The sequence below is a fragment of the Demequina sp. genome, from assembly GCF_016278775.1.
Classification (GTDB): domain Bacteria; phylum Actinomycetota; class Actinomycetes; order Actinomycetales; family Demequinaceae; genus Demequina.
Genome location: NZ_JADQBF010000026.1, coordinates 12,980 through 28,513, shown reverse-complemented (window position 1 = coordinate 28,513; position 15,534 = coordinate 12,980). Strand labels below are relative to the sequence as shown.

13 protein-coding genes and 1 tRNA gene are annotated in these 15,534 nt (G+C 65.9%); 2 read left to right on the top strand and 12 right to left on the bottom strand.

The annotated features are described in order from the left end of the window. Both QZZ33_RS04180 and QZZ33_RS04175 read right to left on the bottom strand, forming a co-directional pair. Positions 1-822 (bottom strand): GTPase (locus QZZ33_RS04180; RefSeq protein ID WP_291378380.1); only part of this gene is annotated, 822 nt, incomplete at its 3' end. Further along, positions 819-2,402, bottom strand: coding sequence for a hypothetical protein (locus QZZ33_RS04175; protein ID WP_291378379.1), 1,584 nt, complete (start codon positions 2,400-2,402; stop codon positions 819-821). The genes QZZ33_RS04175 and QZZ33_RS04180, both read right to left, overlap by 4 nt. A gap of 102 nt (positions 2,403-2,504) precedes the next feature. Here QZZ33_RS04175 and QZZ33_RS04170 point away from each other — a divergent pair. After that, positions 2,505-2,578: transfer RNA gene (locus QZZ33_RS04170), tRNA-Arg, on the top strand. 48 nt (positions 2,579-2,626) lie between these two features. Here QZZ33_RS04170 and QZZ33_RS04165 read toward each other — a convergent pair. The 7 genes from QZZ33_RS04165 to QZZ33_RS04135 form a co-directional block, all read right to left on the bottom strand. Continuing rightward, entirely contained in the window at positions 2,627-3,145 is a 519-nt protein-coding gene (locus QZZ33_RS04165) for a hypothetical protein (protein WP_291378378.1), read from the bottom strand. A 111-nt stretch (positions 3,146-3,256) separates the two neighbouring features. Next, positions 3,257-4,291 (bottom strand): LacI family DNA-binding transcriptional regulator, encoded by a 1,035-nt coding sequence (locus QZZ33_RS04160; protein WP_291378377.1) that lies wholly within the window; start codon positions 4,289-4,291, stop codon positions 3,257-3,259. 2 nt (positions 4,292-4,293) lie between these two features. After that, positions 4,294-5,838 (bottom strand): sugar ABC transporter ATP-binding protein, encoded by a 1,545-nt coding sequence (locus QZZ33_RS04155; protein ID WP_291378376.1) that lies wholly within the window; start codon positions 5,836-5,838, stop codon positions 4,294-4,296. Between the two features lie 37 nt (positions 5,839-5,875). Beyond that, positions 5,876-6,898: a sugar ABC transporter permease YjfF gene (locus tag QZZ33_RS04150; RefSeq protein ID WP_291378375.1), complete on the bottom strand. Its 1,023-nt coding sequence runs from the start codon at positions 6,896-6,898 to the stop codon at positions 5,876-5,878. Further along, the gene (locus tag QZZ33_RS04145; RefSeq protein ID WP_291378374.1) at positions 6,895-7,947 is read right to left on the bottom strand and encodes an ABC transporter permease; all 1,053 of its coding nucleotides are present in this window, start codon (positions 7,945-7,947) and stop codon (positions 6,895-6,897) included. Before QZZ33_RS04145 ends, QZZ33_RS04150 begins: the two co-directional genes overlap by 4 nt. After that, positions 7,944-9,479, bottom strand: coding sequence for a sugar ABC transporter ATP-binding protein (locus QZZ33_RS04140; protein WP_291378373.1), 1,536 nt, complete (start codon positions 9,477-9,479; stop codon positions 7,944-7,946). The genes QZZ33_RS04145 and QZZ33_RS04140 overlap by 4 nt, the downstream gene beginning before the upstream one ends. A gap of 122 nt (positions 9,480-9,601) precedes the next feature. After that, a complete protein-coding gene (locus QZZ33_RS04135) occupies positions 9,602-10,582 on the bottom strand; it encodes an ABC transporter substrate-binding protein (RefSeq protein ID WP_291378372.1) in 981 nt (326 codons plus the stop codon). Between the two features lie 365 nt (positions 10,583-10,947). On the opposite strand from QZZ33_RS04135, the gene QZZ33_RS04130 reads away from it, so the two are divergent. Beyond that, positions 10,948-12,030, top strand: a complete 1,083-nt coding sequence (locus QZZ33_RS04130) for an NADH:flavin oxidoreductase/NADH oxidase (RefSeq protein WP_291378371.1) — start codon at positions 10,948-10,950, stop codon at positions 12,028-12,030. A 3-nt stretch (positions 12,031-12,033) separates the two neighbouring features. Here QZZ33_RS04130 and QZZ33_RS04125 read toward each other — a convergent pair whose 3' ends face one another. From QZZ33_RS04125 to QZZ33_RS04115, 3 genes are read right to left on the bottom strand one after another with little or no spacing between them, the layout of a single operon-like run. After that, the gene (locus QZZ33_RS04125) at positions 12,034-14,220 is read right to left on the bottom strand and encodes an ABC transporter permease (RefSeq protein ID WP_291378370.1); all 2,187 of its coding nucleotides are present in this window, start codon (positions 14,218-14,220) and stop codon (positions 12,034-12,036) included. Beyond that, positions 14,217-14,945 carry an ABC transporter ATP-binding protein gene (locus QZZ33_RS04120; RefSeq protein ID WP_291378369.1) on the bottom strand — a complete coding sequence of 243 codons (729 nt, stop codon included), beginning with the start codon at positions 14,943-14,945 and terminating at the stop codon, positions 14,217-14,219. The genes QZZ33_RS04125 and QZZ33_RS04120 overlap by 4 nt, the downstream gene beginning before the upstream one ends. After that, positions 14,938-15,468, bottom strand: a complete 531-nt coding sequence (locus QZZ33_RS04115) for a PadR family transcriptional regulator (RefSeq protein WP_291378368.1) — start codon at positions 15,466-15,468, stop codon at positions 14,938-14,940. Before QZZ33_RS04115 ends, QZZ33_RS04120 begins: the two co-directional genes overlap by 8 nt. Positions 15,469-15,534: the final 66 nt, after the last annotated feature.

Below are 15,534 nucleotides of genomic sequence, written 5' to 3'. Positions count from 1 at the left end.
GGCCAGCGCGCCCTCAAGCACGCGCCCGGCCGCCACGAGGTCGGCGCGCACCGCCTCGGCGGAGACGGAGCGAGTCGCGGCGGCGCCAGCGATCTCCCCCCGCAGTGCCTTCACCCCCTTGCCCGTGCGCGCACTCACGCGCATCACGGGGGCGTTGTCGATGCCCTCTTCTCTCACCAGCCGGGCCAGGTCCGCGGCCACGGTGGCCGCATCGCTCTCGCTCAACCTATCGACGTGATTGAGTACGATGAGCGACGGCTGCCCATGATCAGAGGCGACCTTGAGGTAGGCGGAGTGAAGCGCGTGGTCGGCGTACTTCTGGGGGTCAACCACCCACACAATGAGGTCCGCAAGCGGCACCACCCTGTCGACCGTGTCGCGATTGGTGAGGTTGATCGAGTCGTGGTCTGGCAGGTCGAGAAGAACGACACCGTCCATCTCGCCGCCCTCATCGAGACTCAGCCAGCGCTCGGGGTCCACTCCCAACCACTGAAGCAGCTGCTCCGCGTCGCCCCACACGGCCGCAGACACCTCGGCCGTGGTGGGCCGAGCGACACCCACGACGGCAAATTCAGTGCCCACCACCGCGTTGAACAGGGTGGACTTGCCCGAGCCGGTCCCGCCAGCGAGCGCGACCACGGTGTGGTCCACGCCCAACGCCAGTCGCTCGTCGCAGCGCTTGATGGTGCGCCACACCTCGTCCCGCACCTCGGCATCCACCGCCTCCGCTGCCCACTCCATCGAGGCCTTGAGGCGATCCACGCGGGCCTGCAACTGCGTCGTCTCCGTGCGCGGCGGCAGTTCCTGGAACGTGGGGCTCACAGCAAGGCCCGCAGTTCGGCGCGCCGCAAGCGCACTTTGGACGAGGCGTCGGCGCTGAGCGACACCACGTCCGTCGGCCTCATCATGTCGAGGGCCTCTTTGTTGATGACGAACCGGCGCGCCGTGGCTAGGGCCTCCCTTGCCGACGCTATCGCCTGCGTGGACGTGTCCTTGACCAGCACCGCCAGCACCGCATCGGCGACATCGACACCCACCGCGGCAGATGCGAGCGTGATAGCGAGACCCTCTCCCCCCACTACGGCGATGCCGCCTGAAGCGTGAGGAAGATCGGCTGCGATCCCGGCGCACGTGTCGAGCCATTGGCGCGCCGCATCGGCTGCTCGTCGCTCTCGCGCCACCCTGGCGTCACGAGGGTCCCTTTGCTCGATGAGCCAAGGACCCACACCGCCGCCCGCCGAGTTGAGGGAATCCATCATGCGGTCGTTCGCGGAGGTTGCGGCGTGAGCCAGAGCCGCCTCCACGGCCGCGAGCAGGTCCGCCCGTATCTCCACGAACGTGGCGTCGCGGGCTTCGCGTGCGCTGCGGCGTTTCACCCACACCGAGTTGCTCACGCGGAACAGCGGCCCACGTTCGGCGGTCGCCTGGCGCCAGCGAGACTCGACAGGACCCTTGCCGATGGCCAGGTGCCAGTCGTCGCCGTCACCCACCTCCGCCCTGGCGGCGCAGCGACGTACCTCTGCGCGCACTTCCTTCGCGGCCGCGGCTTGGTCGTCCATGTGCTCAGCCAACCGTTCGAGCCACTCCTTGAGCGACTCGATCCCGCCGTGCAGCGTGCGCTCCACGATCGTGTCGGCGGACGCCGCGGCCACAGTGTCCAACCATCGACCGAGGCTGCCAACCACGTCGCGCGGTATGTCCGCCTCGGCATCCTCGGGGATGACGAAGAGGGGGAGGCTTTGCAGCCGCTCCTCGGCGAGTCTCGACACGAGTTCGCGCCTGATTTGGGCGGCGATATCTGGAGTCACCCGGTTCAGGACGATCGCGACCGAGGCGCCGCGGTCGGTAGCCTTCCGCAGAGCGTTCCACGGCACCGCGTCGCCGTAGCGCGCCGGAGTGGTGACAAAGAGCCATAGGTCCGACGCCTCCAGCAGGTCCTCCGCGACTTCACGGTTCTCGCCGCGCACCGAGTCCAGGTCAGGGCTGTCGACGATCGCGAGGCCGCGCGGCACCGCCTCGGTGGGGTGAACGGAGGCGCGTCGGGATACCTCGTCAAGCACGGCCCCGTCCAAAGGGTGGTGGAAGAGGTGGGGCACCTTGGTGGTCGGCCTCAATACACCAGACGCGGTGAGGGTCTCCCCCAGCAAGGCATTGACGACGGTGGACTTGCCTGCACCCGTCGGCCCTCCGATGACCACGATCGCGGGCGAAGCCTCGTCGCGCACACGGGGGATGAGATGGTGGTCGAGTTGATCGACCATTTGCTCCATGAGCGCGTTCGCCTCGCGCTCCCGGCCCGTGGGCAGAGGCATCTGCACATCGACCACCACACGGCGGGTGTCGTTGAGCGCATCGAGGAGCGCGCCAGGGTACGACCATGTCTTGATCGGTCTGTAGTCCATGTGGCTAGCCTGCCTCCTCACGCGCCAGGCAAGAGGCTACCGCGCCGTCCACTCTTCAGTTCCACACGCCGCTACCCTTGTAGGGGCCCTCACGGGCCCTTCGCCCTCGTAGCTCAGCTGGACAGAGCACCGGACTTCTAATCCGATGGTCGCAGGTTCGAATCCTGCCGGGGGCACTCGACCGAGGTCACCCCGACGGCGCGGCTGGTTCGCGCCCTGCCGCCCTAACTGTCGGTGCGCACCACGAGGTAACTCATCTGAGAACCCTGATCATCCGGGACCAGACCGATCGTGACGCTGTACTCCTCGCCCGTGTAGGTCCACGTCTGAATCCCGCCCAAGTTGGCGTTCACCGTCTCTTCGTAACCCGAGTCTGACGCGAAGTGAGCCGCGACATCTTCCGCCTCAGAAACATCGTCGATCTCGTAGCTCAACTGCCAGCCCTGGTCCATCGCGATGGCCACCACGAGCGTGCCATCCGGCAGCGGGAACCCTGCCGGAAAACTATCGGGGACGGACGCACCGCCGCCAAAGTCGAGGTCGACGTCGTCCCCCGTGTCTTCCTTGATGGCATCCTCGATCGCCTGTTCGGCGGCGTCGCCCACCTGATCCTCCACGACGTTGTCCACCTGGTTCTGCACGGCGTCCTCCACGGGGTTGGAGCCACATCCGCTCAGGGATGCGACAGCCAGAGCCGCCGTCATCGCCGCCACAGTTACCCTCATTGCCGGGCGCGTTGCCATGTCTGTTCTCCTTGTGGTCAGCACACACCCGCCGCGTCAGCGGGCATTTCCACACTTGCAGTCATCGCGTGGATCGTCAAGGCCCTGGAAGACTGCCTCCTCGAGTCCGTTCTAGGCGAGTTTCACCGCTCGCGGCTCGACGGGCTTGGTCGACGCCCGCTCGATGAGTTCGGTGGGAAGGGGGGTATCCGAGCCCGCGCCGTCGGACTCCTCAAGCCCCACCAAGACCTTCTGCATCATCATCTTCCCGAGCGACTCGAAATCTTGGCGGATCGTGGTCAGTGGCGGGTCAAGGTAACCGGCCTCCGGGGTGTCGTCGAAGCCGACAATGCTGATGTCATCCGGCACGCGCAGTTTTCGCTGCCGCAGCGCGGACATCAGCCCGATCGCCATTTGGTCGTTGCCGACAAAGATCGCGGTGCCCGGCTCGAGGTCCAGTTCGAGACCGATCCGGTAACCGCTCGCTGCCGACCAGTCTCCGTGCTGAGGCTCCACCACCTCGAGCCGGTGTTCGGCGAGTTCGTCCCGCCAGCCCCTCACCCGCTCGGCCGCGTCGCCCGCCTTCACGGGTCCAGCCACGTGCAGGATGCGGCGATGGCCAAGCTCCGCGAGGTGACGCACGGCCTGGCGAGCGCCGCGGTACTGGTCGATCGACACGAGCCGGGGCCCGCGCCGCGGAGACGATCCCGCCGCCACGAGCGGTATCGCGATCTCGAGACCACTCACCAGTTCGAGCACCGCCGTGTCGGCCACGTTGACCACGATCGCATCGACGCGCTGACGCAGCAGCGTCTCAAGCGCCGCACGCCATGCCGCTGGGTCCCCGTCTGGGGTGCTGATGGTATCCACGCTGTAGCGGGCCGCGCGGGCAGCCATGGTGAAGTGCAAGGCGATGGAACTAGGCCCGTAGTCGACAGCGGCAGGCGTGATGAGCCCGATGGTGCGCGTGCGCTTGGTGACGAGCGCCCTGGCTGCAGGCGAGGGGCTGTAGCGCAGTTGCGCCATGGCCTTCTCGACGCGCTCTTTGGTAGCTGGGCGCACGTTGGGCAGGCCGTTGATGACGCGCGACACCGTCTGATGGGAGACCCCAGCGAGGCGTGCCACATCGAAGATGTTGGCCGCCCGTCCGAGCTCCGGCGTCGCCACAGCTACTCTCCTTCTTCCGTGGTCTCGGGGCTCGCCACCAGGGCGAGCACCGCGTCGACGGTGAGCGTGGCGGACTCCAGAGTGTCTACCACCCGCTCGTCGCGAAGCACCGCGACGCGGTCACTCACCCGCAGGACTTCCTCGAGTTCTGCTGAGATGAAGACTACCGAGAGGCCGTTGGTGGCCAGGTCCGCAACCAGATTCTGGACCTCGACCTTCGCCCCCACATCGATTCCGCGCGTCGGCTCGTCAAGCACCAAGACGCGCGGCGACAAGGCCAGCAGTCGCGCGAGCATCACCTTCTGTTGGTTGCCGCCTGAGAGCGTGCGTACCGGCCTGTCGAGGTCGCTTGGCCGAATGCGGAGCGCCTCCGCCCAACTTGCGGCCAACTCGCGCTGGCGGGCTGGCGGGATTTTGCGGAACACGCCTCGCTGAGCCTGCAGCGCGAGCGTGATGTTGTCGAGCACGCTGAGGTCGCCGACGATGCCCTCCGTACGACGGTTCTCCGAGGAGTAGGCGACGCGGTGCTTCATGGCCGCGCGGGGCGAGGCGAAACGCACCGGGCGTCCATCGATGCTCAGCTCCCCGCGGTCGAGCGCGTCGATGCCAGTCAGCGCGCGCGCGAGCGCCGTGCGCCCCGAACCGAGCAGGCCTGCTACCCCCAACACTTCTCCCTCGGCGAGGTCGACGTCAGCGTCACAGATGCCGAGCGAGGACGTCACTCCACGCCCTTTCAGGTAGGGCTCCGCTGGCACCGCTGCCGAGGCCGGGCGCGGTCTGGACAGGAGCTCTGGCGCGTCGTGGCCGAGCATCTTCTGCATGAGCTCGATGCGAAGCAGGTCGGTGGGAAGGTACTCACCCACGAGCGCTCCGTCGCGCAGCACGGTGATGCGGTCGGATATCTCGTAGACCTGGTCGAGAAAGTGGCTGATGAACAGGATGGCGACGCCGCGCTCCTTGAGGTCGCGGATGACGCGGAACAGTTCGGCCACCTCGTCGCTATCGAGGCTCGACGTCGGTTCGTCGAGCACCAGTACGCGGACGTCCGTGGAAATGGCACGCGCGATCGCCACCAGCTGCTGCACCGCGACCGGATGCGATCCGAGCGGCGAGTGAGGGTCGACAGACAGGCCAAGCTCCGAGAGCACCACGGCCGCCTCGCGCTCCATGCGCCGGGGGGAGATCAGTCCATGGCTGCGATGCTCACGCCCCAGCCTGATGTTCTCGGCGACGGACAGGTTCGGCAGCAGGTTGATCTCTTGGTACACCGCCGAGATGCCGTGCCGCTGAGCGTCGTACGGCGTGGCGAACCGCATCGCGGTGCCGTCGATGGTCAGCGTGCCAGCGTCCAACCGGAGCGCCCCAGTGAGCGCCTTGATGAGCGTGGACTTGCCAGCACCGTTCTCGCCCATGAGCGAGTGCACCTCTCCCGGGTACAAGCGGAGCGCCACATCGTCGAGGGCGAGCGTGGTGCCAAAGCGCACCGTGGCGTGCTCCATCTCGACAAGCGGCGTCGGCTGTCCCATGGGGTGATTATTGCGCGTCATGGGACCGCCCTGCGCTCGCCGGGAGGGAGCCGAGCCACTAACCCGTTCTCGACGTCCGTGCGACGATCGCGCGCTGCACCACGATAAACAGCAGCAAGAGGCCGCCGACGATGATGTGTGTCCACGACTGCTCAGCACCCATGAACGAGATGATCGTGGTGATCGTGGCGAACACGAACACGCCGATCATCGACCCGAGAACGTAACCACGTCCACCGGCCAACAGCGTGCCGCCGATCACGACCGTAGCGATCACGTCGAGCTCTGTGCCGATGCCGTAGCGCGGGTACCCGGCACCGGAGAAGGCCGTGAGCAACAGGCCGGCAAGCCCACCGCACAGGCCGGAGATGACGTACACCATCACCTTGGTGCGGGCCACCTTGAGACCCATGAGTTCGGCAGACGACTCGGATCCGCCCACCGCATACACGGTGCGCCCGAACCGGGTGTACTGCATGACCAGGGCGCCGATCGCCACGACCACCAGAGCGATGATGCCGGTAGGGGTGATGTACCAATCCCCCAGCCGGAAGCGGGTGGTCTGCAGCCACAGCACCACGGGGTCCTCGACCCTGATGGAGTTGAGGCTCACCACATACGCCAGACCTCGGCCAAGGAACAGGCCAGCCAACGACGCGATGAAGGGTTGAACATTGAAGTACTGCACCAGTACCCCAATGAGCAGGCCGATGAGCGCGCCCGCGACGAGCATGGTCGGAATCACCACAATCGCCGGAACCCCGCCACTCAACATGCTCGCGCCAAGAATGCCGGTGAAGCCCATGACGGATCCGACCGACAGGTCGATTCCCGCCGTGACGATCACGAAGGTCATGCCGACGGCCAACACCATGAGGAACGCGTTGTTGAGCAGCAGCGCCGAGATGTTTCCAGGCGTCAGGAAGCGGCCGTCAAAGCGGATGTTCGCCCCCACGAGCAGCACCGAGAGGATGACGGCGGCGGCGACGGTGGGCAGCACCGACGCGTGCCTGTTCACAAAGGTGTCGATTCCCGCGAACACCGCGTTGCGGGGCGCCTTCTCAGTCTCCACGGCGGTCATGCCGCGACCTCCTTCTTCTCCGCGTCTTCATCAGGGGCGGACGACGTTCTCGATGAACCGAACACTGACCGCCCCCAGCGGTGCACCCGTGGCGACTGCACAAGCACCACAAAGATGACCACGAGGGCGAAGAACACGGGACTCTTCGCCGGGGCCACACCCAAGAAGAGGATGGTCGATTCCAAGGTTTGGACGATGAGCACGCCGATCACCGTGCCTGCGATCGAGAACTTGCCGCCCATGAGCGACGTGCCGCCGAGCACCACGGCGAGGATGGCGTACAGCTCGATGAGGTAGCCGGCCGAGTTGGCGTCTGCCGCCATGGTGTTGGAGCTGTAGATGATTCCCGCCACTCCGGCGAGCACTCCAGACGCGATGTAGGCGGTCCAAATGATGCCCCGTGAGCGGACTCCCGCGAGGCGGCTGGCCTCCGGGTTGATGCCCACCGCCTCCGTGAGCATGCCCAACGCGGTGCGGCGCTCGACCACTCCAACGACGACGACGGCGGCGACCCAGATGAAGAAGGCGACGGGCAGGATCACCAGGTAGCCGGACGCGATCTGCTTGAACGGCGCGCTCACCACGGTAGTGATCTCTCCGCTGGTAATGAGCAGTGCCGTGCCCCGTCCCGCGAGCATCAGCACCAAGGTGGCGATGATCGGTTGAATCCCCAGCACGGAAACCAGGAAGCCGTTCCACGCCCCCAACACCAGGGACACGAGCAAGGCGACCAGGATCGCGATCATGATGGTGCCAAAGCCGCCAGGGTCTTCAGAGCCGTCGATGATCGTGAGCGCCACGGCGCCTGACACGGCCATGATCGCTCCGACCGACAGGTCAATGCCCCGGGTGGCGATGACTAGCGTCATGCCGAGCGCCACCAGCATGAGCGGGGCACTCTGACGCAAGATGTCGATGAGCGCCCCGTAGAGGTGCCCATCCCTGACGGTGATGCGGGCAAAGCTCGCGTTGGCGAGCATATTGACAGTGATGAGGACGACGAGCGCCGAGGCTGGCCAGAACAAGCGGTGCTTTATGATCGCGGTCACTGCAACACGCTCCCTTCTTTGTGAGCGATGTAGTCGATGAGGTGATCGAGGTTCACCTTGGAGGATTCGAGTTCCCCGATCGACCGCCGGTCGCGCATCACGACCACGCGTTGGGCGATGCGGAGCACCTCCTCCAACTCCGAAGAGATGAAGATCACCGACAGGCCTTGTGCGGAAAGCTCGGCAACCTTGCGCTGGATGTCCGCCTTCGCACCCACGTCGATGCCGCGCGTGGGTTCGTCGAGAATGAGCAACTCAGGGGCGGTCGCGAGCCACCGTGCCAGGAGCACCTTCTGCTGGTTTCCGCCGGACAGGTTTCCGGCTGGCATCGTCGGGTCTGCGGGTCGCACGCCAAGCGCTTCCATGTACTCGCCGACCACCGCGTCCTGCTCGGACTTGCGCACACGCCGCAGCCAACCGCGCTGAGCCTGGATGCCGAGGATCATGTTCTCGGCCACGGTCAGGTCGGACACGACGCCCTCTGCACGGCGGTTTTCTGACGAGAAGGCCATACCGCGGGCCATGGCGTGACGAGGGCTCTGCACCCGTTGGCGCACGCCAGCCACGTCGATCTCGCCGGTGTCCGGGCGGTCGGCCCCGTACAAGAGCCTCACCAACTCTGTCCGACCCGAGCCGAGCAGACCGGCCAGTCCGACCACTTCGCCGTCGTACACACTGACGTCTGCAGACTCGAGCATGCCGCGCTTGCCGAGGCCAGCGGCACGCAACACGGGCGTGCCCGTACGGTCAACCTCGCGACCCGCGCTCGCGGAGATCGCCGTGAGGTCGTCCAGTTCGCGGCCGATCATCTCGGCGACAAGAGCGTCGCGAGGGAGTTCTTCGACAAGGTGTTCGCCCACGAGCTGGCCGTTGCGCAGCACCGTGATGCGGTCTGAGATCTCGTAGACCTGCTCCAGGAAGTGACTGACAAAGAGGATGGCGACGCCGCGATCGCGAAGGGAGCGAATCACCCCGAACAGTTGCTCAACCTCGCCTCTGTCGAGGCTGGAGGTGGGCTCGTCGAGAATCAGCACCTTGGCATCGAGCACCATGGCTCGGCTGATCGCGATGAGCTGCTGGATGGCGATGGAGTGGCTCTCCAGGATCGAGCGCGAGTCAACGTCGAGGCCAAGGCTGGCCATGTGGTGCTCCGCCTCTTCAAACGTCGACTTCCAATCGATGCCGAAGCGGCCGCGCTTCTCGTGGCCGAGCATGACATTCTCGCCGACTGACAGGTTGGGGCACAGGTTGATCTCTTGGTACACCGTGGAGATCCCGGCGGCCTGCGCGTCGGCCGTTGTCACAAAGGACTGGTGCTCGCCGGAGACCATAATCGAGCCGGAGTCAATCGCATAGACGCCCGTAAGCGCCTTGATGAGGGTTGACTTTCCAGCGCCGTTCTCGCCCATCAGCGAGTGAATCTCGCCGGGGCGTAGGGAGAAGTCGACGTTGTCAAGCGCGAGAACACCCGGGAACCGGATGGTGATGCCACGCATCTCGACAATCAATGGGACATCGGTGTCCGCAGGCATGGTGGTGACGTTCCTTCGCGTGAGGGTGGGTGGACGGCAACCTCCGTGGTGAAGCCGGGCGAACCCGACTTCACCACGGAGTGTGTCACAGGGTGGAGGAAAAGCGCCTCCAGTCCTGGGACTTAGTACAGCCTGGAGTCGATGACCTCGGCAGCTTCTTCCTGCGTGAACTTCTGGTCTTCGACGTAGTAGGACTTGTCGACGTCCTCGCCAGCGAGCACGTCCTTGACAAGGCCTGCCGCCAGTTCACCGAGGAGCGGGTTGCACTCGACGATGTAGTTGATCTTGCCGTCGACGAGCGCCTGCATGCCGTCCTTGACCGCGTCGATCGTCACGATCTTGATGTCCACACCGGGAACACCACCAGCGGCCTCGATGGCCTCAATGGCACCCAGACCCATGTCGTCGTTGTGTGCGTACAGCAGGTCAATGCCGTCGATGCCGTACTTGGCGATGAATCCCTCCATGACGGTCTTGCCACCGTCACGGGTGAAGTCACCGGTCTGCGAGTCGATGGTCTCGATGGCAGTGCCCTCGATCGCCTCGTTGAAGCCGTCTGCACGGTCGTTCGCCGGCGCCGAGCCAGTGGTGCCCTCAAGGACAACCATCTTGGTCGGGGTGTCGCCAAACTCCTCGGCGGCCCATTCACCTGCGTAGACGCCCTCTGTCCTGAAGTCGAGGCCGACCCACGATGCGTACAGGTCGTCTGAAGAGCTCACGGTGCGGTCTTCGAGGATCACCGGGATGCCGGCGTCCTTGGCCTCCTGCAGCACGTCGTCCCAGCCGTCTTCCACAATCGGGGCGATGACGATGGCGTCAACACCCTGGTTGATGAAGTTACGCACGGCCGTGATCTGTGCGGCGGGGTCGTTGTCTGCCGCGTTGAAGACCAGTTCAAAGCCGTTCTCAGCAGAGAACGCCGTCTTCATGGACTCGGTGTTGGCCGAGCGCCATCCGCTCTCGGAACCGGTCTGGGCGAAGCCGACCGTAATGGTGTCACCGTCACCGGACCCGTTGCCGCCGTCATCCGAACTCGAGCACGCCGCCAGGCCAAGCGCTGCTACTCCAGCAAGCGCAATAGTGGACAAAAACCGTTTCCTCATATCAAGACCTCCTCGTCCTGTTCCGGCTTCGTCGCCGGAGTGGGGTTAGTTTCCCTCGGAGCCGCACTGCGGCCCGTGTCTCGAATATTAGCGCTAACAATTGGAGTCAACGCAAGCCCGTGAGGTCACGATTGTGCATCGCTGAACGGGTACAGGGGCAAATCGTGCCCGTCTCGTTACCGATCGTTCCCCTCGGAAAGTGAGGGCTAACAATTCTCGCGGTCGACTCCCCCGTTCAGGAGGCGAGCCGTCAACCCCAGCCGCGGCGCTCCTGATAGGGCCCACGCTATGCGCGAAGGCCCTGGCCCGCAACGGCTGGGACCACGGCGGCACCAGCAGCGGATGCAGTGCGCAAGGATGGAACCATGACTTCTGCACTGTTCTCCCCCCTCACCATCCGCTCCATCACCGCCCGCAACAGGGTCTGGGTGAGCCCCATGTGCCAATACTCGTGCGAGGGCCGCGATGGGCTCGTGAGCGATTGGCACCTTGTCCACCTCGGCTCCTTCGCGCGCGGCGGCGCGGGCATCGTCATGGCAGAGGCGACCGCCGTGAACCCCGAGGGTCGGATCAGCCCGTGGTGCACCGGGATCTGGAATGACGAGCAGCGTGACGCCTGGGCCCGCGTCACCGCATTCATCAAGGGCCAGGGCGCCGTCCCTGCCATCCAGTTGCAGCACGCGGGGCGCAAGGCCTCGACGTATCGCGACTGGTCCGGCAATGGCACCGTCCCGCTCTCCGACGGGGGCTGGCAGACGGTCGCGCCGTCGGCAATCGCGTTCCCCGGCTACGACGCCCCCGTGGAACTCGACGCGCAAGGCATCGCCGACGTCGTGGCCGCCTTTGGCGAGGCTGCGCGCCGTTCGCTCGACGCGGGATTCGAGGTGCTCGAGATTCACGCGGCTCACGGCTACCTGTTGCACCAATTTCTGTCTCCCTTGAGCAACGAACGCACCGACGCGTGGGGCGGCTCACTCGAGAACCGCGCCCGCCTCCTCCTCGACGTGGTGCGCGAGGTGCGCCGCGTTGCCGGCGAGGGGACTCCAGTGTTCGTCAGGGTCAGCGCCACTGACTGGCTGGAGCCGGAGGGCTGGACTCTCGACGAGACCGTCACTCTCGCAGGCTGGGTCCGCGAGGCGGGTGGCGATGTCATCGACACCTCCACTGGCGGCAACATCACGGGCGTCACAATCCCCAGTTCGCCCGGCTACCAGGTGGCTCACGCGACGGCCATCAAGAAAGGCTCCGGCATCGTCACGACCGCCGTCGGCCAGATCACAGAAGCCGAGCAGGCCGAGGCGATCGTGTCAGAAGGCAAGGCAGACGCCGTGTTTGTGGCGCGTCAGTTCATGCGCGAGCCGCACCTGCCTCAGCGATGGGCCGCGCAACTCGGAGCGGAGGCGACCTACCCGCCCCAGTACTCGCGCGGGCGCTGGGCCAGCGACTAGGGCCTACTCGAAGCGAGTCGACGTCACCTCTGTGGACCTGCGTACGAGTCCGAATGAGCCGAAGACCGCCGCCGCCGTGATCGCGACGCTCGCGACGACTGCCCACCAGTAGCGCGCGTCGGGCCATGTCATCGACATGTCGTTGCCGAGAGTCTCGATCATCGCCCAGGCGACAAAGAAGCCGAGCCCGGCCGACGCGGCGAGGGTGGCCCCCAGCGGCATGCTCGCCTCGATCGCGATCACTCGCCGCACGTGAGCTGCGGGCATCCCTCCCAGCCTCAGCAGCGCGAACGTGCGCTTGCGGTCGAGAGCGGCCGCCACCGTGGCGACGGTGAGCGACAGGGCCGAAATCCCGATCGCCACGGCCATGCCCAGGTACGCCATCGTCTCCAACTCGTGGGTGAAGGACAGCGTGCCAGCTGCCGCAAAGTCCGCGCGCGTCAGTGGGGCGCGTCCTGGCACGGTCGAAGTCTCGATTGCGGTGCGAGCACGCTCCTTGGCCTCCGCGGTGCCGTCGGTGATCACGAACACCTGCGAGGGCGCGGACTCATCAATCGAGTTGGTGGCCACGGGCGGTGTGACCGGGTCACGGGCAATGTCGGTTCCGCCAGCGAGCATCTCGAAGAGGTCGAGCGAGACCGCTGGAGCATCGGGAACGTCGACCGCCCCAATCGCACGCGCGTCCTCGGGGGTCATGACCAGCAGCCCTTGGTCGTCCGTTGGCCAGTAGGCCACGGCGATCCCCTCGATGCCCTCCAACTCCGTGATCGCGGCGGTCACGGCGTGGACCTCTTCCGGGGAGCCCACTTCGCCAACGACGGCATCCATCGACAGCCTGCCTGGGGTGTCGCGAGGAGTCACCACGTCCTCGATCGCACTCACGACCCCCGCGAAGAGGCTCACGATGAACACGGCGACCACCAGTCCAGCGACGGATCGAAAGGTGGCCCGCGCGTGGCGAGAGAGCCTGCCTGCCGCCACCACCGTCGGCGCCGTGCTTGCAAACCTGTTCAATACCCTGCTTGCCAAGCGGGTGAGCCATGGTCCGGCCACCACGATGCCGAACGCCGTGATGGCGAAGCCACCAAGCATGAGGACGTTGTAGAACTCGGAGGCCGCTGCGTCGAAGCGAAAGGCGATCATGGGGCCAATCAGCATGGCGAGGCCGACGAGCAACATCACGGAACGCCACGCGGTCACCTTCTTCTCGGCGCGCTCGCGTGACGACCCGAGCGCTCCGACGTCGTCCCTGAACGTCCGCCACCATGCGGTCGCGCCGCCGAGGAGCGCCACCGCAATGATGGCGCCAGCGGTCCACAGTGCAGGCGGGGTGAGGTCGGCACCGAAGGACGTGCTGCCGTCGAGTTCCAGCGTCGACGCTGCCGGGCGGATCGCCGCTGCCACGCCGATTCCGAGGACGCCGCCCACGAGGGTGGCGATCAGCATCTCGAACCCGGAGACGCCCGCGATGGCGCGCCTGCCGGCCCCGATGAGTCTCACGGTGGCGAACCTCTCCCTGCGCTCCGATGCTCCCAGCTGGGACACGATCGAGATCAGCAAGACGATGGGGATGAGGACCGCCACGGCCCCGATCGCGAGGACCGTGCGGTAGAGCCCCGTATTGAACTTGCTCCCTGACGCGGGAAAGGCGTCCTCCAGTTGGGTCGGATAGGTCTTCGCGAGTTCCTCCCAATCGCTGCCGACCAGCACGACCCGATCGCTCGGGCCCTGCAAGAGCTCATCACCCCGTTCGCCTATGGGCGTCCCGAAACGGTCACCCAGCTGATCCGAAGGGTGATCCTCGATGAGTTGGGCCATCGCAGGCGACGCGTAGTACTCGCCTGGCGCGGGGAGCGCGAGGCCATCGGGCAGGGTCACAGCGGTGTCATCTGCGGCGGCGACTCTCACGATCGTGTAGGTGCCACCCATGAAGTAGTCGGGTTGCGTGAGGCGGAGCACCGTGTTGGCCGTCGGCACCGGCAACGGAGCCTCAGAGTCTGCGCGGGCGAACTCTTCTCCTCCGTACGTGCGCCAGGCGACCCTGTCGTCCCGATCGGGCATGTGGAGGAAACCGCCCAGCAGGATGAGCACCATGCCGACGCCCAGAGCCACGCCCGCGACGATTTCCGCCAGCCTTCTGTAGGCGGGAGCCCCATTGAGAAGAAGCAGGCGCGCTGCGGAGGGCTTCACGCGGCAACCCCTCGCGATGCGGCGCTCAGCATGCCATCGCGCACGATGACCTCGCGGTCGGCGTACGCGGCCGTGCGGGCGTCGTGAGTGATGAGCACCACCGTGGTGTTCGATTCTCGGACGGCCTCGAGCATGGCGGTGAGGACCTTCTCGCCGGCGACAGAGTCGAGGGACCCGGTGGGTTCGTCGGCGAAGATCACGCTCGGTTGCGTGACGAGCGCCCTGGCGATGGCGACGCGCTGGGCCTGACCACCCGACATATCGCCTGGCACCTTCGTGGCCTGGTCTGATATGTCGAGCCGATCGAGCCACTTGCGGGCACGCACGGTCGCGGCGCGGCGTCCGACGCCGTTCATCAGTAGCGGAAGGGCGACGTTGTCGAGGGCCGTGAGGTCTGGGAGCAACTGGCCGAACTGAAAGACGAAGCCAATGCGTTCAAGGCGCAGCCTGGCGCGCTCGTCCGCGTTCAACGCGGTGACGTCGGTGTCTCCGATGACCACCTGGCCCTCTTCTGGCGCGAGCACGCCGGCGAGGCAGTGAATGAGCGTGGACTTTCCTGACCCTGAGGGGCCCATGACGGCGAGCACCTCGCCTTGGTTGACGTCCAGGTCTATGCCCCTGAGCGCCTTGGTGGCGCCGAAGCTCTTGTGAAGGCCGATGGCCCGAATCAGTGGCGTGCCCCTGGCGGGGACGGTGGTGGCGGGGTTCAGTGCGATGTCAGCCATTTCGGCGGACCTCCTCGCGCATGTCGGTGAGGCGTGCGCTGGTCATGTCGATCCAGCGCAGGTCTGCCTCAATCTGGAAGAGGGCATGGTCGACGGCGAGCCGTTCAAGAAGCGGCGAGTGTTGTTTGATTCTGGTGAGCTCGCGCATGCGCGCCAGGTGCTCGCTGCGTTGCATGTCGAGCAACTCGTCGGCGTCACTGTCCAGCATGCAGGCGAGCACCACCTTGACAAAGAGGTTGTCTGCGAGCTCCGGCGCTGGCCTGTCGGGAGTGGAGAACCACTCGCGGATCCGATCCCGCCCCGCCTCTGTGATGGCGTAGCGCTTGCGGTCGGGGCCTGCCCCGGCCTCCTCTCCCAAGGTGGTGAGCAGGCCGTCGCGAATCATGCGCGCCAGCGCCGCATACACCTGGCCAAAGGCGATGGGCTTGCCTCGACCGAACACCTCGTCATAGCGATGCTTGAGGTCGTAGCCGTAAGAGGAGCCCGTGTCGACGAGGCCCAAGAGAGCAAGTGACTTGTCCATGCCGTCACTATACACCGCGTGTATACCCTGAGTGTCTATGGGGGATCACCATGAGATACGCCCTGA